Below are 19361 nucleotides of genomic sequence, written 5' to 3' on the forward strand. Positions count from 1 at the left end.
GCCTGAATTTAAAGGTCAGATTCAAGCACAAGAAAAAGGACTCGACTTATGGAGGGCCTTTCGTTTTTATGGATGAAGGTGGATCTCAGTATACAAGCAGCCAGATGTGATCGATTTATGTAAACTATAGGTTTAAAGTGAAATATCACTTTTCTATCCCATTAATACGGGCCTTCATAATCAATGAAGGCCCGTATTAAATACTATATCCTATTTGGAATTCTGAAAATTAATTCTTTAAATAACCCATGTTAATAATATTGAAATTACTAAACTTTGAATCATAATCATACATTCAAAGTTGAAGTGAAAAAGTACCCTTAATGAACTAAACCAGCTAATAGTTAGTCAACATTTTTCAATGAAAACTTAAAATATTTCATGCTATACTAAATTTGTGCATGCTAAATAACCTTCCAATGAACTATATTTGGAAAGTTTTGTGCTATTTAGTTATACTTTTAAACTAGGTTAGATCTTGGAAAGTCGAGTTATTTTGTAATAGTGCATAAATCCATTGTAGAAGCTTATTGGCACATGCTATCACAGCTACTTTAAAGGGCTTTCCTTCTTCACGTTTCTTATCATAGAACTCTCGTAATCTCTTGTTCCGAGGGATGATTTCATCTGTCGTTTTCTTCTTGCGACAATCACGAATGGCACAACGAACTGCCATATATAAGGCATGTCGTAGTCTACCAGAACCTCTTTTGGTAATCCGATTTACTGAGCCTTTAAATTTACCTGATTCAAAGATACTTGGATCAATTCCGGCAAATGCCACTAGTTTTTTAGGGTGATTAAACCGATCAATCTCTCCAATTTCAGAAATAATCGTTGTAGCGATTTTTTCACCGATACCAGGGATGGATTGGATAATCTTATATTCTTCAATTTCTTTTGCCAAAGCATTTATCTCTTCTTCAAATTTGGATAAGTGCTTTTGGTATTCTAGAAGCATTTTTATATACATCTCTAGGCTTAAAATGTGACTCTGATATAAAGTTCTCTGAAAAGGATTTCGAGCTGAGGCAGCCATAAGTTTCTCTGCCTGTGTATTCGCCCACTTTCTAGAACGACTTGGACAAAGTTCATTAATCCTATTTGCTACAGTTTCTTCATCGACTGCTGATATGTCTTCAGAAGTAGGGAATTCTAATAGAGTAAGCAAAGAAACAACCGAATACAAATCTCCAAAAACCCCTCTATATTCAGGAAATACTTGATCAAGAACAGCCTGAAACTGTAGTTTTGTTTGTACATAGATACCTGTTATATTTGCATGTTGTCTTGAAAGATTACGAAGATTTAAGAGTTGTATCCCTCGTTTTTTATAAGGCTCTAAATCCTCTTTATAGTACAGCTCGCAGAGGTGACGTGCATCGATTAAATCTGTCTTTACTTTCCGTAAACTAGAGCTCTTCGCACGATAAGAAATGAGTGGGTTAACGATAATTAATAAGTAACCTCTCTCCTCAAAATACTGTACAACGGGCGTATGATAATGCCCAGTAGACTCTAAAACGACCGGAGGTCGAATTCCTGTTACGTTTTCTATCTCTCTAAGATATTGGTGTAAGCTCTCTAGTCCTTCAATGGTATGTGCTACTTTAAAACTTCTTTTATAAGGCTTCTTTTTATCCAAGAACGCTTGAACCTGACTTTCACCTTTAGCTACATCCAGACCAACCACTGGATTCATTTTTTATCTCCTCCAAAAACATAATATTGCCGGTAACCCCTAATCCTTCTTGCAGTATCATAGCTTCGCTTGTTATACGAGATCTTGGTCCCAACCAGCCAAATCATGTTTAAGCAAGTAGGGGGCGAACTGTTTAGTTGACGGGGTCCAAGCCCCACGGGCAGGAACGTTCTACCCCGGCTACCGTTATCATATATCGATATAAAAATTGTTCAACCAGAAATAACTGGCTGACCTTTATAATACGAAAGGGGCAGGATAGTTGCATAACCGTAGTGTATTCGAACTGTGACGTATTGCAGGATAATTTCATGTCTTTTTCCCTATTTATTAACAAGTTCAAGAGAAAACATTTTAATAATTACACAATTGTAATATAATCCTAAAATAGAAATTAGTTACCTAAAAAGGAGTATTCAAAATGTGCGAAATAAAAATGTATAGGGATTTAGAATTAAATATAAAGAACCTAAGAAAATTACTTATAGAAACTGGTGTTAAGAAAGGTCTAAATCATCAGGAAACACTTAAATATAGTGAAAAGCTAGACAAGTTGATTCTTAAGCAATCCCTAATAAGTAATTATTAAATACTTAAAGATTTACCAAACCCCGCAATCAATGATCTTTATCGAACGAATTAACATTTTCATCTCCCCTTTATGTCGCAGTTTGTATCTGATGTGTAACATGATCCCTTTAAGGTCAATATATTATTACGAGCAAGGCAAATTAGTCACCACATGCATCTCCACCAGCCGGCCTTGCTCTTTACTTCATTTCATATTCGAACTGTGAAATAAGAATGTTGTGTTTTTTTAGTTTTTAGGAAAACTAATTAAAATTGATTTAATACAACAACAGGAGGTAACAATATTGAAAAAATTAATAACTACATTAATCATCTTTAGCTTTATAGCCACTGTAGTATCTTCAAATGCAGCAGCAGCGTCAGACGAGCTATTTAAAACTCCTGTCATAAAGCAAACTGATCAATGGAAAATCGAAATAAAAAAGGGTAAAGAGACGAAAAAAACTAATAAGAATGTGTTTAAATCATATAACGTTGTTATCACCAATATTGGTAAAGAGCTAGATAAAGTTGAATTTAATACTTACAGGAATGAACCAAATACTGAAACAAAATACGGATTAAGTATTAACGACCATCAATATGAGAAATTTAAAAAGGGACAAGCCTTTGAATTTTCAAATTTCCCTATATCGGTTAAATCCAATGAACTTCAATTTGAAATAAGTTGGCACGGAAAACCACACAGCAAAGAAGTTCAGGGCAGAAAATACAAGGAGACGTTTACTTTCACGCCTACTAAATAAGAGAAATGAAGGGCCGGGATACTTGGGTGCCCTTTTTTACCGCACAGTTTGTGTCAACTCTACAATAAGTCTTTATAGAAAAAAGTCGATTCCTTAACGTTGAACTGCACCCCAATTGTTAGACACAACTAACAATTGGAGGTGCAGTTTTTTATGACGAGATTTTCTTCAGAAGAAAAAATACAGGCAGTAAGACAATATATAGATGGTAATGAGGGAGGACAAACAATTGCTAAATCTATTGGTGTTCATCCGAGTTTACTCCATCAGTGGATTAAACAATTTGCACTTTTTGGTGAGGATGCTTTTGAAAAACGCTATACAGCCTACCCCGCACAGTTTAAACTAGATGTACTCAATTATATGAACGAACACGGGACGTCTATCAGGGAAACAGCGGCGATTTTTAATATTCCATCTTATGAAACGCTTCGAAAATGGAAAGTTGCTTATGAATCAGAAGGATTTGATGCCCTACAATCAAAGAAAAAGGGGCATCCATCCATGAAAAATAGAAATAATAAGACATCAAATACTCTAGTACCCGATGAAGGATCAATAGAGGCTTTACAGGCGGAGAATGAACGTTTACGTATGGAGAATGCCTATTTAAAAAAGTTGAATGCCTTAGTTCAAAACAAGGAAAAATCACCAAACAAGACAAAGCACAAGTAGTCTATGAATTAAGGAATACATTCCCGGTGAAAGCACTTATACAGCTCGCAGACATTCCGCGTAGCACGTATTACTATTGGGTGAAAAACTTCGGTCGTCCTGATCCAGATGCAGAACTGAAAGTATTGATTAAATCTGTTTTCGATGAACATGAAGGTCGGTTTGGTTACCGTCGTATTCGTGATGAACTTAGAAATCGCGGACACAAAGTAAACCACAAAAAGATACAGCGTATCATGAAAGAACTAGGACTAAAATGTCTTGTCCGTATGAAAAAATATCGCTCTTACAAAGGAACTGTGGGTAAGATTGCACTAAATATTTTAGATCGCAATTTCAAAGCTGAAAAACCAAATGAGAAATGGGTTACGGATATTACAGAGTTTAAATTATTTGGAGAAAAGCTATATTTATCGCCGATATTGGACTTATTTAATGGAGAAATCATTACGTATACAATCGGTTCAAGACCAACCTACTCACTCATTTCAACGATGTTGGATCAAGCTTTTGAACGTTTAACAGACGACGATACTCTCCTTATTCATTCAGATCAAGGCTGGCATTATCAAATGAAGCAATACCGTAATGCCCTTAGGGAACGTGGCATTACGCAAAGTATGTCTCGCAAAGGGAATTGTTACGATAACGCTGTTATGGAAAATTTCTTTGGTATCATGAAATCGGAACTTCTTTATCTAAAAGAATTTGAAAGTGTGGAACACTTTAAACAAGAACTAGCAAAATATATAGAATACTATAATCACAAACGAATCAAGGCAAAATTAAAAGGCATGAGCCCGGTACAATACCGAGCTCATGCCCAACGGGCTGCCTAACGAAATAACCTGTCTAACTTTATGGGGTCAGTTCACGTAGAGGAGATCGACTTTTTAGGTTAATTGTCACACAGATTATGTACGCCAAATAAGCGCGTGATGTCCGAGAAAATGGAATGGAAATAAACAAGAGTTGCAGCTTGTTTTACCGAAGCAGCAACTCTTTGTTTTATAAGATGGGATATAGGAAATCCCATACATTTTAACTCATTATTTTAATGGTTGTCCTTCAAATGCGTTAACATTTAAAGGTGAAGAAAGGAATTCTTTAGCTTTACCAACAAACGAGGTGAAGTGCTCACTTGAATTATGGCTTGCAACCGCCAGATGATCTTGCCAAACTTCAACCATTGTAAATTCATTGTCTTTTTCTGTAGCTTTGTGAAGAGTGTAAGAAACATTTCCACTTTCCGCTCTTGAAGCTACGATTAGCGGTTGAATCTCCTCTAGAAATGCATCTTGTTTTGCTGGATTAATATTGAATACGGCATGAATGATAATCATTAAACGTCATCCTCTCTTTTGTTAAGCATAATAAACTTAATATATAATTAAAGTAAAAATAACATACTCGATTGAAATTTAATGAATGGATTCTTTATTACATTACTTCCATTGTGCGACTTTATCAATTGGAAGACGAACTGATTGATGGCCATTATCTGCTGCTTTACCGATTGAAATTAGCATAACTGGTACGTATCGATCTTTATCTAATCCAAAAGCTTCTGCAATCTGGTCTTTTTCATAGCCCCCGATTGGATTTGTATCATAGCCATAAGCACGAGCCGCAAGCATTAGTTGCATGGATACAAGACCACCATCAACTAGAACGACCTCTTTCATCTCTTCACTAGTGATTTTTTCGAAATATCCAGCAAATGAGGCTAATATGTTTTCTTTTACTTCTAAAGGCATAAGCCCTAAATCTACAGCTTTACCGTAGATTTCTTCGCCGTTATCAAAATTGTTCATATCACCAAATACGGCAATTACTGCGGAAGATGTTTCGACTTGATTTTGGTTAAAGCGAGCAAGAGGTGCAAGTGTTGCTTTTCCCTCAGGACTATCAATTACAAGGAAACGCCATGGTTGCATATTAACTGAAGAAGGAGCAAGTGTCGCTAAGGTAAGTATTTCCTCCATTTCTTCCCTACTGATTTTTACGGATTTGTCGTAATTTTTTATGGAGCGGCGTCCAGTGACAATTTCTTTGAAATCATTTGTTAATTGTGCTGTAGTAGTCATAAGATAGTCTCCTCTTTTTAACTTTAGTAGTTTAATTTATAGTTATTCTCATTTCAAATTGTAACGAATCAAGTGTTAGACTTGGCTTATATTTTTTTGAATGCGTGTCAGCATATCTGTTAACTCTTGACGTTCTTCTTCTTTGAAATCTTTAAGCATCAAAGTGACAAAACGAGCCTTTTCAGCTTGGTAGAGAATAATCTGTTTGCGACCATGATCTGAAAGACAGACAAGAGTAAATCGATTATCCTCCGGATCTTTGCGTCTTAAAATCATTCCAGTCGCTTCAAGTTGTTTTAAATGCCGGGTAATCGCTGCACTGTCAATGTTAACCTCTTTTTGAAGTGCTGTTTGACTAATTTCATCAACTTTATAAAGCTGATATAAGATATCATGTCTTGATTGACTAATGCCCGTACAACTTTCAAATTTTGAACTTATCTGTTTGTTAAGGCAGTTCATTATATATAAAATAAAAGATTCATTAGAACATGAATTCGTCAAGAAACACCCTCTTTTCATACGTTAGACAAAATAATTGATAGCTCAATAGTTGATGTGTCAATTAATATACTATACCCTAAATAATAAAGCAAGTATTTTAGTACTGCAACTTTTGCTTAACCAGAAGCTGCTCATCAATTATTGGAAGAGGATGGTTATAGATGGTGATAAAAGAAAGATTATGATTATACTTTGAATCCATTACGCTATAGGTGAAATACTCAAGGAGGATTAATGATGAAGGTCGGATTAATTGGATTAGGAAAAATGGGGCTAAACTTAGGAAAGAACTTAATTGACCATAAACATGATGTAGTAGCATTTGATCTAAATACAAATGCTGTTGAAGAAATAAAGAAATACGGGGCTGAAGGTACATCTAGCTTACAAGATCTTGTTCAATCCACAATGGAATTGAATACGGAATGATGGCTTCGATTGGAGAAGGATTTGAAGTATTAGAAAAGATGACCCCTGTACAATGATATGATCCCCTTTTAGTAGACAGAAAAAAGAAAGCACATTAATCTGTCTATATATGGAGGGGATTTTTCTATGGGTAATATTAAAGGAACGTTTGATAAAGCATTCAAAACACTTCCCACCAATACAATAACCTATTTGAAAAAATATAAAATGCAATCCAGTATGTCAAGAAAGGGAAACTGCTGGGATAACGCTTGTATGGAGAATTTCTTCAGCCACTTTAAATCGGAGTGTTTCTATATGAACTCCTTCGGTACCTCTGAAGAGGTTCGAGGTGCTGTAAGTATGTATATTCGATTCTATAACCATCATCGCTTCCAGAAAAAATTAAACAACCTGAGTCCATATCAATATAGAACTCAGGTTGCTTAATTGGTCTTTTTTATTTCTGTCTATTTGACAGGGGTCACTCCACAACAGAGATCATCTTCTTTAGGCTGCCTAATCCTTTTTTTAAAAATGTCCTTTACAAAGGGTACACTTTACAACTAGGTTCCTACTTCTTATCCAATATAGACAAGAAGAGTCGATCACTTCTCAAATTAAGGATTAGTTGACCATAATCCTGAAGTCTTTACTAGGACTCTTGGATGAAGTTTTAACCCGGCTACAAGCAGCTCTGCTAAATCCTCTGATTGCATAACATTTTCAGGATTTCCACTAATAAGATTGGTTTCAATGGCCAAATCAGTTGCAACTGTACTTGGTGTTAAAGCCGTTACACGGATATTATGCTTTCTTACCTCTAGCATGAGTGATTCCGTTAGTCCTAAAACAGCAAATTTAGAAGCGCTGTAAGCACTTGTAACAGGTGCTCCTTTTTGGCCCGCAGTTGAGGACATATTCACAATATCTCCTGATTTTCTTTCAATCATATCAGGTAAAACGGCTCTTGTTACATTATATACACCCATCAAGTTTACTCGGATGATGTTTTCCCATTCTTCAGGAGTTAAATCAAGAAAACCGCCAAATTTAGCTATACCTGCATTGTTGACTAAAATATCAATAGAACCTAGGTCTGATTTGATGTGTTCAACAGCTTGATGAACTGCTTCAAGATCGGCTACATCTGCTGTTGCTGCTGAAACGTTCACATCATATTGCTCTAGTTCCGCGGTTACCTTTTCAAGATTTGACATCGTTAATCCAATCAATCCTAAATGAACTCCTTCTTTTGCTAAAGCAATCGCAGTAGCACGCCCGATTCCTCTGCCTGCCCCAGTAATTAAAGCAGTTTTTCCTTTTAATGAAATCATGCTATCATTCCTTATTAAAAAATTTTAGAATAATTGTTAATAATAACAAAATAATGTTTTAAAGACTAACCAAAGAACCGCAAAGTTTCTTTAGTATGTTTGCGGTCTTTTGGTTATTACATTCTTAGGACTATGTTTTATTCAAGATTGGCATGTCTGCCATACATCTTATTGGTATCTAATCCCTTTTTCTCCATGAATCTCAAGATGACGGCATCATAAAAAAGTAAAAGGGTCTGCTCAAATAATGAGCCCATTGGTTGGATGGTTTTATAATCGCCCTCTGATTGGTCTTTCGGGGATCCAGGCAATTTAATGGTGATATCTGCTAACTGTCCAATAGTGGAATCAGGGAAAATCGTGACAGTTGCAATTTTACCACCAATGCTTTTTGCTTTTTCAGCCATGGAGACTAAGCTTTTTGTTTCCCCGGATCCGGATCCGATGATTAAGATATCCTCTTTTTCAAAGTTGGGAGTTACAGTTTCACCGATTACATAAGAATCAATTCCCATATGCATCATCCGCATGGCGAAGGATTTGGCCATGAATCCTGATCTGCCTGCACCGGCGACAAAAACCTTTTTCGATTCAAGTATCCCGTTGACGAGTTTTTCAGCTTCTTCATCTGCGATTAAGTCAGCTGAATGATTAAGCTCTTTTAAGATTTCTGCTAAATATTGAGTCGTCTGCATCTTAGGATTAACCTGCTGTAACCGTTTGTTCTTTGATCATTTGTTGCATTTTGGCAGCAGCAGCTTTTTTATCAGCTTGTCCAGTAATCCCGCCGCCTACAATGACAAGGTCTGGATTTACTTTAATGACTTCTGGAAGTGTTTCTAATTTAATGCCGCCTGCGATGGCCGTTTTAGCATTTTTAACCACACTTTTGATGGTTTGTAGATCTTCAAAAGAATTTTTTCCGACTGCTTGAAGATCGTAGCCCGTGTGAACACAAATATAATCCACGCCCATAGTATCCACTTCTTTAGCACGTCCAGCAAGGTCTTTTACCGCAATCATATCGACAAGGACTTTTTTACCCTGTTTTTTCGCTTCTTCTACAGCACCTTTAATCGACATATCTTCAGCCGTTCCAAGAATAGTGATGATATCAGCACCTGCTTCGGAAGCTTTCATCACTTCATATCCAGCAGCATCCATAATTTTCAGGTCTGCTAATACTTTTAAGTTAGGGAATGCTTCTTTTACTGCCTTTACAGCATGGAGACCTTCGTTGATCACAACCGGTGTTCCGATTTCTACGATATCAATATGCTCCTCTACTTCTTTTACCAATTCGATTGCTTCTGGAATGTTGACTAAATCTAATGCTAATTGTAATTCCATCTATGTTTCACTCCTCATAATTTATTAAGTTTGTTGCACAGTAGTAATAATGCCCATTGTTCACTTTCGTTGCTCCTGGCAACTGTAACCAATGCTCTTGTTAACAATGGTACAGTGTTAGTATAATGTGTATATTAAAAGTATGAAAGTACGCACTTTATTTTTACATAGTGTTAAAAAGTATACTATGTGTTATTCTATATAGAAATGGAGGTGAAACAAATGTCACGTATGCAGGACAAAATGTTTAACTGTGAAAAAGAATTAACGCTTTATGTTATTGGCGGTAAATGGAAAATGCTGATTTTGTGGCATTTAGGAAAAGAGGGAACGAAGCGATTTGGTGAGCTGAAGGCTCTTATGCCGGGCATTACTCAACGAATGCTTGTTAACCAATTACGCGAGCTAGAAGAAGACCTCATTGTTGAACGAAAAGTCTATCCTGTTGTTCCTCCAAAAGTAGAATATTCATTGACCGAACAAGGAAAAAGCTTAATGCCAATACTCGATTCCATGTATGAATGGGGTAAAAACTATATGGAGAATGTGATGGATACTCCTGCCAATAAAAGTGCGTCTATTAAATAGCAATCATTCTAAAAAGAGGGGATTAAAAACCACAAGTAGACTTTTAATAAGTCAAGACTTGTGGTCTTTTTATTTGCAATGATCCAGTTCATAAAGGAAATAAAGGAGTACATTCTGGAAAAAGGTAAATAATATTCCTGTGTTGTAAAGGATTTTAGCTGTACTGTTTTATAGTAAGGAATCAAGAATAATACATATTTTCAGGTGAGATGATGAAAAAAATTGTTGAGTATGTTTTTTTAACTTTGGGGGCGTCAATCGTTGCTATGGGATTAGAAACGATGTTAGCACCAAACGGGCTAGTAGATGGTGGTGTAACAGCGTTATCGATTATGGCCAATGCTTTATGGGGAATCCCGATTTATGTTGTATTTTTGGGCTTAAATATTCCTATCTTAATTTTTACAGCTAAAGAAGTGGGTAAAACCTTTGTCATTAGAACTCTATATGCAAATATTATTACTACCGTTGGTTTAGTACTATTTAAATCGATTCCTCCTATTACTAAATCTGAAGTATTAATTGTTTAATACGGTGGGGTAATCTTAGGAGTTGGGATAGGAATCGTTGTAAAATTTGGCGGTGCAATAGATGGCACTGAAATGCTGTCGATTTGGTTTAACCAACACTATCGATTTCCGATTGCCTCATTTTTATTTGTCGTAAATGCTTTCATATTTACGATTGCGGCGGTTGTCTATACATTGGAACAGGCCATGCTTTCTCTGGCTGTTTTTTATATAGTGACGAAAATGATTAATTATGTTTTAGATGGATTAAATCATGGGAAATCTGTCATGATCATTTCAGAAAAACCTGATGAAGTTGGAGATAGCATTATCAGTCATTTAAATATCAACATCACATTTTTATATGGAGAAGGCGGTTTTTTTAAGGGAAAGAAAGAAGGTTATTTATTGTATTACAAACAGGTTTCTTTTTTCCAATTTAAAAAGTGTCGTTTTAGCAGCAGATCCATCAGCTATTATGGAGGCGTCCTATGTTTGTGAAACATCTGGTATAGATAGGTCGCTTATACTACCGAAAGCAAATCCTTCTAAATAATAAAGCTTAATATTTGCTTATATTAATTAGCCTCATGTTGATACATGTGTATATCGCCCGTTATAAACCAATTCGCAAAGCTTTGATAAATGACTGTGCAAACGACAAGGGCAAAGAGTCAGCAGTAAGCAAAACATTACAAAGAGTCGTGAACCCAAGGATATTCCATTATTTATCATGAGTCGATAAAACTATTATTTAAATAATGACTCCAAGGCAATTTTGAAAGATCTTCGTAAATAACGAAGATCTTTTTATTTTAAATCCTCTAATTGAAAATCTCACAACCCCATATGGTATATAAAAGTATACTAAGTATATTTTTAAACATTATATAATAAAAAAGTGCGTACTTTTAATTATTTGTTGTAGATATTATACTAACATCAATGCAGCAACCAATCTTTTTTAAGCGGCAATTGTTAAGATGAAAAGGGACTTATACCATTAGGCCTTTTAACAGGGGAATGAAGAATTCTCCTTTATATTTTGAAAATAAGATCGGACTTAAGATAAATCTAATCTTTCTCAACTGTAACAACATCCAATACAGTTGTTAGGTGGAAGTTATACGCATTATTCAAGATAGATCGTCTATTAATGAATGCAGAAAGGAATGAAACGAAGAGGGTAAGGAAAAAAGCAAAACATCGAAAAGTTTGCGAAAGATGTTTAACGATCACTACAAATGATTAATAATGTCCTCAATGTGGCTATGACCATTTCCGGAAATTCATTTTCATGGTGCAAGTTGGGTGAAATAATCAAGTGTATAAAGCGGATGCAGGGTAGCGAAAGTCTGCAATCATTTAGATCGTAAAAAATTTGATGTGCCTTATATGGTTACCATAACCAACAATTATCGAGTATTAGAGTAGGTACCTACCTTTTCTATTGCAAAGTGTTTTGAAAAATGGAGGAATGAAAAGTGGATTCTATGACCTTTGTTTTGTTTGGAGCAACGGGTGATTTGGCCAAAAGAAAAATTTATCCGGCTCTTTTTAATTTGTTTTTAGATAAAAAGATGCCCCAGTCATTTTCAATTATTGGGTTAGGCAGGAGAGAACTATCGGATGGTACATTTCAAACAAATGTAGAACATTCATTAAGAACATTTTCTAGACGCTTTATCGAAGATAAAGCTAAATTAAAAGAATTTATCGACGCGTTTCGTTACAGCCAATTAGATGTAACGGATGTGAAAGGGTATCAAGAACTGCTTAATTTGGTTCAGAGGCGTGAACGGGAGTTAAATATTCCTGAAAATCGATTATTCTATCTGTCTGTTGCACCCGAGTTTTTCGATGTAATCGCCTCTAATATTAAAGAAAGCGGATTGGGAACGACCAATGGATGGAAACGCCTGATTATTGAAAAGCCGTTTGGGCATGATATGGTTTCCGCCCAAGATTTAAATCAAAGGCTACGCAAATCTTTTAGCGAAGAGGAAATTTACCGGATAGACCATTATCTTGGCAAAACAATGGTTCAAAACCTCGAAGCATTGGCATTTACCAATCCTGTGCTTCAATCCTTATGGAATAATCAGCACATAGCCAATATACAAATAACGGCTAGTGAAACGGTTGGAGTAGAAGATAGAGCGGGCTACTATGATCAAGCCGGAGCCATCCGGGATATGTTCCAGAATCATATGCTGCAAATGTTGATGATGATGGCCATGCATTTACCAAAAACGACAAGTGCGGCAGATATCCGGAATGAAAAGAGAAAGGTGATGGAATCATTGCGGCCTTTGCAGAAAGAGGATGTCGGTTCTCAAGTTGTCCGTGGCCAATATAGTGCCGGAGAAATGAATCATGAGCCAGTGGTTGGATACAGGGAGGAACCTGGGGTTGATTCTTCCTCTGTCAATGATACTTTTGTTGCCGCCCGTTTATGGATTGATAATGATTTTTGGGGAGGAGTTCCTTTCTATATCCGTACAGGAAAGAGAATGAAGGAAAAGTCGACTCGTATCGTCATAGAGTTTAAAAATCCAGTGAAGGAATTGTATGGATCCGATCAACAAACGGAACCAAATCTATTAATTGTCAATATCAATCCCAATGAAGGGATATCGTTACAATTGAATAGTAAGAATCCGCTAAAAAACGGGAAAATTGAGCCTATTTCAATTGACTTCTCAACAGGAGCAAAAGACATACCCGAAGCTTATGAACTCTTAATCTTTGATGCATTACGCGGTGACTCGACATTCTTTGCCCACTGGAATGAAGTGGAATTATCGTGGAATTGGGTGCAGCCAGTTTTAGAAGCGTTTGAGGAAAACACAGTCCCCTTACATTTGTATCGTTCAGGTTCGATGGGGCCGGGTGCTTCGGATGAACTTTTAAAAGAGGACGGGTTTTATTGGTGGGAATACCAAGGGTCTAAGTATGAGATGATTTCAAAAGATCAATCAGTAAAAGTATTAAAAATACGTTAACAACACGAATAGTACAGGAGGACAAGAGGATGCAAGTTGGATTAATCGGGTTAGGGAAAATGGGGATAAACTTAGGGAAAAATCTAATTGACCACAACTACGAAGTAGCCGCCTTCGATTTAAATGTTAATGCTGTAGAAGAAATCAGTAAGTACGGTGCTATAGAAACATCGAGTTTTAAGGAACTTATTAAAATCCTGGACGGCCCTAGAATTATCTGGATCATGGTTCCGCACGCTGTTGTCGATTCAGTTATAAATGAGATCACTCCATACTTGAGTAAAGGCGATATCATAATCGAAGCTGGTAATTCTCATTATAAGGACTCCATTCGCCGCTACGGCCAGCTAAAGCAAGTTGGTGTAAGCTTTATGGATGTTGGTACATCCGGGGGAATGGAAGGAGCGCGTAACGGAGCTTGTTACATGGTCGGCGGGGATTCAGAAGTTTGGAGTATGGTTGAACCCATATTTCGAGACACAGCGGTTGAAAAAGGATATTTATATGCTGGTCCAGCAGGCAGCGGCCATTTCTTACTCGAAATCGAAGCAGAAGATATAGTAAGGACCATTGTTGAGGGAGAACCTGAATTTGTTCATTAGTAACATTTAAGATGATGGGAAACACTTATGACGTACTCAATTTTAAAAAAATGGATAAGGGAACCTTAAAGTTGCTAATTTCACCACAGAAAAGGAGAATTTACACATATGAATCGATTTACTTTTCCGAGAGATGTTTATTTTGGAGAAGGATCCTTAGAAGTTTTAAAAACCCTTGAAGGGAAAAAAGCGACGGTTGTTATTGGCGGTCAATCGATAAAAAAAATCCGGTTATCTCGATAAAATCCAAACTTATTTACGAGAGGCAGGCATTGAGACGCAACTAATCGAAGGTGTTGAAAACGATCCATCTATTACAACCGCTCAAAACGGCGGCAAGAAGATGGAAGAATTCCAGCCGGATTGGATCATTGCTGCCGGCGGCGGATCTCCGCTTGATGCGGCTAAGTTGATGTGGATTTTTTATGAAAACCCCGAACTGCCATTTGACCAAATCAAGGCTCCAAATGTACTGCCAACATTGCGTTTTATTGCCATTTCAACTACTAGCGGAACAGGCAGTGATGTATCTCCATTCTCCGTTATTACGGACTATGATAAGGGAGTGAAGTATCCGGTTTTTGGATATGAAATTACGCCTGACATTGCAATCGTTGATCCTGAACTGACGTATTCCATGCCTGCTTCGATTGTAGCCTATACGGGGATGGATGCATTGACACATGGCATTGAGGCATATGTATCCACCCTGCACAACTCTTTTACTGATCCGCTGGCCATGCAGTCGATTAGGCAAGTGGTAGAAAATATTGAAAAATCCGCAGTAGGTGACAAACAGGCAAGGGCAGAAATGCATTATGCCCAGGCCATAGCCGGCATGGCCTTTTCCAATGGATTTTTAGGAATTGTCCACAGCTTAGCCCATAAGAGCGGAGCCATTTTTGAAATTCCGCACGGTACAGCAAATGCACTCTACTTGCCATATGTGATTGATTATAATAGAAAGGTGGAAAGCTCAAGATATGCGGATATTGCAAGGATGCTTGGTTTAACCGGAAATACGGATGACGAATTGATTGACTCGTTAACAGACCTCATCCGTCGTTTAAACAAATCTTTGAATCTGCCATTAACACTAAAGGAATTTGGTGTGGGAGAAGCAGAATTTGAAAAACACCTGAACCAGATGGCAGCAGGAGCTGTTGAGGATCCTTGTACTCCATCCAATCCACGAGAAGTATCGGTGGAGGATATGAAAAAAATCTATATTGCGGCTTACAACGGAGATAAAATCAACTTCTAATGAAGATAATCAGAACATGGTACGGAAATGAATATTTTTACTTCTGTTCTATGATTTTAAGGAGGTTAATGAACATGAGTAAAAAAATCGCTACGCTTATAACAAACCTATTTGAAGATGTGGAGTACACTGAACCAGTACAAGCCTTTAAAGAAGCTGGTCATGAAGTTATCACGATTGACAAACAATCAGGGAACGAAGTAACTGGTAAAAAAGGCACAACCGTAAAAATTGATAAATCCATTGATGAAGTTCATCCTGCAGACTTTGATGCGTTGCTTATCCCTGGTGGATTCTCTCCCGATTTATTGCGTGAAGACGATCGTTTTGGGGAATTTGCAAAAGTATTTATCCAAGACGAAAAACCCGTTTTTGCCATTTGTCATGGACCACAAGTGTTAATCGATACAGACCTTTTAAAAGGTGTCGACATCACTGGCTATAAATCCATTCGCAACGATTTGAAAAATGCTGGTGCAAATTATAAAGACGAAGAAGTTGTCATCAGCAAAAATATTGTAACAAGTCGAGAACCAAAAGATATTCCAGCATTCAATCGTGAATCACTAAAACTTTTAGCTAAATAACAATGGTGATGTAAAAACTTAAATATATCTAACTTGCGGATTCTTTAATCAGAATCCGCAAGCTGGTTAAACAAACGTATGAATAAAGGAGGAATTACGTTGTCATTAAAAGGAAAAAGAGTGGTTGTTTTAGGAGGTACATCTGGTATTGGTTTAGCCGCTGCTAAGGCGTTTATCGATGAATCCGCTCAAGTCATTATTGCTAGCCGTTCTGCTTCAAAATTATCTGACGCAAAAGTGAAGCTTGGTGGTAACGTAGAGGGCTATGAAATCGACTTTCGCAGCGAGGAAAAGGTTGCTGACTTTTTCAAGAAGGTTGGAAAATTTGATCACCTAGTGGTTACTGCAGGTGAAGGCGCAATGGGTCACTTTAGCGAACTGCCTGTTGCAACAGTAAGAGAGGCTTTTGATAGTAAGTTCTGGGGGCAGTATATTTCGGTTCGTGCTGCTCTTCCATACTTGAATAATGAAAGTTCTATTACATTAACTTCTGGTGTATATGGTGTGCGTCCTCCTCAAGGTGCAACGACTCTAGCTTCCATTAATTCAGCAATCGATGGATTAGTACGAGGACTTTCAGTAGACCTGGCACCTATCAGAGTAAACGTGGTATCACCTGGTATCGTTGACACTCCTCTTTACGGCGGAATTCAAGAAGATGAAAGACAAATTATGTACCATGGGATTGCTAAGCAATTACCTGTTGGACGCGTTGCTCAACCTAAAGATATAGCTGAAACCTATGTTTACCTAGCGAAAAATGGGTTTACAACTGGCACATCGGTTCTTATCGATGGAGGAGCTCATCTGATCTAATCCATTGATATCAAAGTCGATTGATAAATTGATTTAGAATAGAAGTGGTGAGGTTGACTCAAAGTGTCAGACACTTACAGACCATCCTCACTTTCTTTGTTTTTTTGCACAGACGGAAGCAGTAATGGCCATATCATGCAATAAAGAATGGCTTTGTTGGTTACGGAAATTCTAAATATATGCGTAGTTTATACGAAGAGACGTTAACATTCTACTTCTATGATACCCAAATACATAATAGAAAGGGTCGAGCCTAATGGATGAAAAGAAAAGAGCGGAAATTAAAAATGCATTAGCCAAACACGTGGTAACCCTACCTGACGGCACTTCTTTACCTAGTTTAGGACAAGGAACATGGTACATGGGGGAAAATCCCCAAGTGAGAGACAAAGAAATAAAAGCCTTGCAGCTCGGCGTAGAATTGGGCATGACACTTATTGACACTGCTGAAATGTACGGAAATGGCGATTCTGAACGCTTAGTTGGCGAAGCCATTAAAGGACGCAGAAATGAAGTCTTTTTAGTCTCAAAAGTGTATCCCCATCATGCAGGTTTAGATATGATTTCAAAAGCATGTGAAAACAGCTTAAAACGACTCGGAACAGACCACTTGGACTTATATCTTCTCCACTGGAGAGGACATGTTCCTTTAGAGGAAACAATTGAAGGAATGGAAAAACTACGTGAAGAAGGGAAAATTTTAAGATGGGGCGTCTCTAATTTTGACACGGTTGATATGGAAGAGCTATGGAACACCACAAATGGAAAAAAATGTGTAACAAACCAAGTGCTATATCATTTAGGTTCAAGAGGAATCGACTTCGATCTCTTACCATGGCAGCGTGAACATAACATGCCAATCATGGCCTCAGTCCCCTTGCTCAAGGAGGCTCTTTAATAAGACAGCTTTTAAACGATCCAGCTATTCATGATATTGCTGACAAATACAATGTCCAACCATTACGAATCGCTCTTGCTTGGACCATCCGTTCGAATAACGTCATCTCTATTCCAAAAGCGGTTCAAGATGAACATGTTTTAGCAAATGCTGAAGCAGCAACAATTGAGTTTACTGAAGAAGATCTCAGTAGAATTGATCAAGTATTTCCTAAACCTACTAGGAAAATGCCATTGGATATTATTTGAAAATTCACTTTAAAGAGGGAATATTGTTGGAGTTGCTGACAATCTAATAAGAATTTCAAAAAAACTGTGTAGAATTTATTCCATACAGTTTTTTTTATCGGGGAAATTTAATATCCTTATCGAATTATTCTCGCATCAAAACCCTTTTTAGTTAGTTTTTGTTTAATGTTAATCGTTAAAAAGAGAAAAGGGACATACAAATATATAAAATAGAAGCCGACAGATGAGTATAAATCAGCTAATCGTTCTATCTGTTTATGGCTCTCTAATACATTAGAGAACAAAAAGAATAAAAAGAGGCAAATGAATAAGCTGATACGTTGTTTGATATTTACTAAATTTTTGAGTCCGCCGCAGACTGCCCATAGATGCCCGCTAATATGAGGCAATACGACAAGGAACCATAAGGAAACGACAATATATTCGACTCTTTCTATGAAAGGCATTTCCGCAATTTTAAGTAAAGTTAAGGTCGGCCAAATCGTATGTTTGAGATGCTCTTCATTAAAGAAAACAAAAGTAATGATTGTTATGGAAGGGTATAGAAGATTGTAAACAAAACCCCGAAACGGGCCCATTTTTTTGATTTTTCAGGGTTCTTGATAAATGGATAGAACATGAGTAGAGTCTCAAAGCCAAGAAACTGAAACACCATCGTATTATTTTAGATGATCCTAATATTTCCTTAACCGAGTGATTAAAAAGAGGCAGTAAATGATTGAATTGGGCAAATTTTAAGGAAAAGAATAAAAGGGGAAACAGAAAAACAAAAGGTATAACTGTTCTCCAGAAACACACCACGGTAATCACATGAAACCCAATGGAAGCAATGTAATAAAGAAGGAATAGAAAAATCACGCTTATTTACCATGTCTTCATTAAAGGAAACATCCAAACTTGAACAACCTCAATATAAACACGTAAAACAATCAATGCCACTACAAGAAAATAGATGATGATAAAAACGTTTAATAACCCGCCAATCCATTTCCCAAAGCAAAATTGATGGATATAAATGATATCGTTATTAGCAATTGTAAGAAGCGATATGTCATCCAAACTAAAACATGAATGCTTATACTTGATAATAGGACGGAAATCCATGCATCGTAACCGGCACTCTTTATAATATCTCTTTGAAAACCCATGATTCCCACACCAATAATATTAGAGTAAATCAGAAATAAAACGAAAAAAGGAGATACTAAAAATCGTTCATCTGTTAAAGTGTGCACCTTATTCCTCTCCTCTTCAAAAATGAAATCCATACTCCCCGACACCTGTTTGTATAATATTCACCTTTGTATTGACTGTAGTTTTGAGATGGGGATACATATCCTGAAACCGGCTATAATTCCACTTTCTTGATTTTGCTCTAACCATGTCTCCAAACCCGATTGGATCTACTTGGTATTCTTGAAACAACTTCATTAAAATGTTTATT

At 36.9% G+C, this 19361-nt stretch carries 19 protein-coding genes and 5 pseudogenes; 14 read left to right on the plus strand and 10 right to left on the minus strand.

Annotation, left to right across the window (positions count from 1 at the left end; genetic code table 11):
* Positions 1 to 466: 466 nt before the first annotated feature.
* Entirely contained in the window at positions 467 to 1702 is a 1236-nt protein-coding gene (locus JFU50_RS28910; RefSeq protein ID WP_116821653.1) for an IS110 family transposase, read from the minus strand.
* Between the two features lie 436 nt (positions 1703 to 2138).
* On the opposite strand from JFU50_RS28910, the gene JFU50_RS28915 reads away from it, so the two are divergent.
* The 3 genes from JFU50_RS28915 to JFU50_RS28925 all read left to right on the plus strand — a co-directional run bounded on the left by JFU50_RS28915 (position 2139) and on the right by JFU50_RS28925 (position 4553).
* Positions 2139 to 2291: an aspartyl-phosphate phosphatase Spo0E family protein gene (locus JFU50_RS28915; protein ID WP_242485230.1), complete on the plus strand. Its 153-nt coding sequence runs from the start codon at positions 2139 to 2141 to the stop codon at positions 2289 to 2291.
* Positions 2292 to 2577: 286 nt separating this feature from the next.
* Positions 2578 to 3039, plus strand: a complete 462-nt coding sequence (locus JFU50_RS28920; RefSeq protein ID WP_201225404.1) for a hypothetical protein — start codon at positions 2578 to 2580, stop codon at positions 3037 to 3039.
* 153 nt (positions 3040 to 3192) lie between these two features.
* Positions 3193 to 4553 (plus strand): IS3 family transposase gene (locus JFU50_RS28925; RefSeq protein ID WP_201225405.1). Its coding sequence is split into 2 segments (ribosomal slippage): positions 3193 to 3649 and positions 3649 to 4553, totalling 1362 coding nucleotides; the frame shifts between segments, so codons are not numbered across the junction.
* 210 nt (positions 4554 to 4763) lie between these two features.
* Here JFU50_RS28925 and JFU50_RS28930 read toward each other — a convergent pair.
* The 3 genes from JFU50_RS28930 to JFU50_RS28940 all read right to left on the minus strand — a co-directional run bounded on the left by JFU50_RS28930 (position 4764) and on the right by JFU50_RS28940 (position 6305).
* Positions 4764 to 5057, minus strand: a complete 294-nt coding sequence (locus JFU50_RS28930) for a putative quinol monooxygenase (protein WP_056529674.1) — start codon at positions 5055 to 5057, stop codon at positions 4764 to 4766.
* Between the two features lie 102 nt (positions 5058 to 5159).
* A complete protein-coding gene (locus tag JFU50_RS28935; RefSeq protein WP_056529677.1) occupies positions 5160 to 5801 on the minus strand; it encodes a nitroreductase family protein in 642 nt (213 codons plus the stop codon).
* 75 nt (positions 5802 to 5876) lie between these two features.
* Complete coding sequence (locus JFU50_RS28940) at positions 5877 to 6305, minus strand: MarR family winged helix-turn-helix transcriptional regulator (protein WP_201183568.1); 429 nt, start codon at positions 6303 to 6305, stop codon at positions 5877 to 5879.
* 237 nt (positions 6306 to 6542) lie between these two features.
* On the opposite strand from JFU50_RS28940, the pseudogene JFU50_RS28945 reads away from it, so the two are divergent.
* Positions 6543 to 6710, plus strand: a pseudogene (locus JFU50_RS28945) (NAD(P)-binding domain-containing protein); the annotation flags it as partial.
* Between the two features lie 150 nt (positions 6711 to 6860).
* A complete protein-coding gene (locus tag JFU50_RS28955) occupies positions 6861 to 7163 on the plus strand; it encodes an IS3 family transposase (RefSeq protein WP_201183566.1) in 303 nt (100 codons plus the stop codon).
* Positions 7164 to 7333: 170 nt separating this feature from the next.
* Here JFU50_RS28955 and JFU50_RS28960 read toward each other — a convergent pair whose 3' ends face one another.
* The 3 genes from JFU50_RS28960 to hxlA all read right to left on the minus strand — a co-directional run bounded on the left by JFU50_RS28960 (position 7334) and on the right by hxlA (position 9400).
* Complete coding sequence (locus JFU50_RS28960) at positions 7334 to 8050, minus strand: 3-ketoacyl-ACP reductase (RefSeq protein ID WP_201183564.1); 717 nt, start codon at positions 8048 to 8050, stop codon at positions 7334 to 7336.
* Positions 8051 to 8187: 137 nt separating this feature from the next.
* The gene (gene hxlB / locus JFU50_RS28965) at positions 8188 to 8745 is read right to left on the minus strand and encodes a 6-phospho-3-hexuloisomerase (RefSeq protein ID WP_201183562.1); all 558 of its coding nucleotides are present in this window, start codon (positions 8743 to 8745) and stop codon (positions 8188 to 8190) included.
* Positions 8746 to 8752: 7 nt separating this feature from the next.
* A complete protein-coding gene (hxlA, locus tag JFU50_RS28970; RefSeq protein WP_048883203.1) occupies positions 8753 to 9400 on the minus strand; it encodes a 3-hexulose-6-phosphate synthase in 648 nt (215 codons plus the stop codon).
* A gap of 222 nt (positions 9401 to 9622) precedes the next feature.
* Between hxlA and JFU50_RS28975 the strand changes: the two genes are divergently transcribed.
* From JFU50_RS28975 to JFU50_RS29010, 9 genes and pseudogenes are all read left to right on the plus strand, one after another.
* Entirely contained in the window at positions 9623 to 9988 is a 366-nt protein-coding gene (locus JFU50_RS28975; RefSeq protein WP_056519732.1) for a winged helix-turn-helix transcriptional regulator, read from the plus strand.
* Between the two features lie 212 nt (positions 9989 to 10200).
* Positions 10201 to 11053: pseudogene (locus tag JFU50_RS28980) on the plus strand (YitT family protein).
* A 928-nt stretch (positions 11054 to 11981) separates the two neighbouring features.
* On the plus strand, positions 11982 to 13502 hold the full coding sequence (gene zwf / locus JFU50_RS28985) for a glucose-6-phosphate dehydrogenase (protein ID WP_201183556.1): 1521 nt from the start codon (positions 11982 to 11984) through the stop codon (positions 13500 to 13502).
* A 29-nt stretch (positions 13503 to 13531) separates the two neighbouring features.
* Positions 13532 to 14038 (plus strand): annotated as a pseudogene (locus JFU50_RS28990) (NAD(P)-binding domain-containing protein); the annotation flags it as partial.
* 174 nt (positions 14039 to 14212) lie between these two features.
* Complete coding sequence (locus JFU50_RS31660) at positions 14213 to 14347, plus strand: hypothetical protein (protein WP_274606936.1); 135 nt, start codon at positions 14213 to 14215, stop codon at positions 14345 to 14347.
* A 28-nt stretch (positions 14348 to 14375) separates the two neighbouring features.
* Entirely contained in the window at positions 14376 to 15368 is a 993-nt protein-coding gene (locus JFU50_RS28995) for an iron-containing alcohol dehydrogenase (RefSeq protein WP_342366389.1), read from the plus strand.
* Between the two features lie 74 nt (positions 15369 to 15442).
* The gene (locus JFU50_RS29000) at positions 15443 to 15955 is read left to right on the plus strand and encodes a type 1 glutamine amidotransferase domain-containing protein (RefSeq protein WP_201183550.1); all 513 of its coding nucleotides are present in this window, start codon (positions 15443 to 15445) and stop codon (positions 15953 to 15955) included.
* Positions 15956 to 16054: 99 nt separating this feature from the next.
* Entirely contained in the window at positions 16055 to 16771 is a 717-nt protein-coding gene (locus JFU50_RS29005; protein ID WP_201183548.1) for an SDR family oxidoreductase, read from the plus strand.
* 256 nt (positions 16772 to 17027) lie between these two features.
* Positions 17028 to 17917, plus strand: a pseudogene (locus JFU50_RS29010) (aldo/keto reductase).
* Between the two features lie 116 nt (positions 17918 to 18033).
* On the opposite strand, the gene JFU50_RS31225 reads toward JFU50_RS29010, so the two are convergent.
* From JFU50_RS31225 to JFU50_RS29020, 3 genes and pseudogenes are all read right to left on the minus strand, one after another.
* Positions 18034 to 18495 (minus strand): GerAB/ArcD/ProY family transporter, encoded by a 462-nt coding sequence (locus JFU50_RS31225; protein ID WP_242489193.1) that lies wholly within the window; start codon positions 18493 to 18495, stop codon positions 18034 to 18036.
* Positions 18422 to 19185, minus strand: a pseudogene (locus tag JFU50_RS32100) (GerAB/ArcD/ProY family transporter). The gene JFU50_RS31225 and the pseudogene JFU50_RS32100 overlap by 74 nt, the downstream one beginning before the upstream one ends.
* Positions 19169 to 19348: a Ger(x)C family spore germination C-terminal domain-containing protein gene (locus JFU50_RS29020; protein ID WP_201225407.1), complete on the minus strand. Its 180-nt coding sequence runs from the start codon at positions 19346 to 19348 to the stop codon at positions 19169 to 19171. Before JFU50_RS29020 ends, JFU50_RS32100 begins: the two are co-directional and overlap by 17 nt.
* Positions 19349 to 19361 lie beyond the last annotated feature (13 nt).

The sequence above is a fragment of the Peribacillus sp. TH14 genome (genome assembly GCF_016651145.1).
Lineage (GTDB): Bacteria > Bacillota > Bacilli > Bacillales > DSM-1321 > Peribacillus > Peribacillus butanolivorans.

Coding starts and splice junctions, on each gene's coding strand:
- hxlB (WP_201183562.1), bottom strand. CDS start 8,745: ATGCAGACGACTCAATATTTAGCAGAAATCTTAAAAGAGCTTAATCAT.
- JFU50_RS29020 (WP_201225407.1), bottom strand. CDS start 19,348: ATGAAGTTGTTTCAAGAATACCAAGTAGATCCAATCGGGTTTGGAGAC.
- JFU50_RS31225 (WP_242489193.1), bottom strand. CDS start 18,495: ATGGGCCCGTTTCGGGGTTTTGTTTACAATCTTCTATACCCTTCCATA.
- JFU50_RS28955 (WP_201183566.1), top strand. CDS start 6,861: ATGGGTAATATTAAAGGAACGTTTGATAAAGCATTCAAAACACTTCCC.
- JFU50_RS28930 (WP_056529674.1), bottom strand. CDS start 5,057: ATGATTATCATTCATGCCGTATTCAATATTAATCCAGCAAAACAAGAT.
- JFU50_RS28960 (WP_201183564.1), bottom strand. CDS start 8,050: ATGATTTCATTAAAAGGAAAAACTGCTTTAATTACTGGGGCAGGCAGA.
- JFU50_RS28975 (WP_056519732.1), top strand. CDS start 9,623: ATGTCACGTATGCAGGACAAAATGTTTAACTGTGAAAAAGAATTAACG.
- JFU50_RS31660 (WP_274606936.1), top strand. CDS start 14,213: ATGAATCGATTTACTTTTCCGAGAGATGTTTATTTTGGAGAAGGATCC.
- JFU50_RS28915 (WP_242485230.1), top strand. CDS start 2,139: ATGTATAGGGATTTAGAATTAAATATAAAGAACCTAAGAAAATTACTT.
- JFU50_RS29000 (WP_201183550.1), top strand. CDS start 15,443: ATGAGTAAAAAAATCGCTACGCTTATAACAAACCTATTTGAAGATGTG.
- JFU50_RS28935 (WP_056529677.1), bottom strand. CDS start 5,801: ATGACTACTACAGCACAATTAACAAATGATTTCAAAGAAATTGTCACT.
- hxlA (WP_048883203.1), bottom strand. CDS start 9,400: ATGGAATTACAATTAGCATTAGATTTAGTCAACATTCCAGAAGCAATC.
- JFU50_RS28910 (WP_116821653.1), bottom strand. CDS start 1,702: ATGAATCCAGTGGTTGGTCTGGATGTAGCTAAAGGTGAAAGTCAGGTT.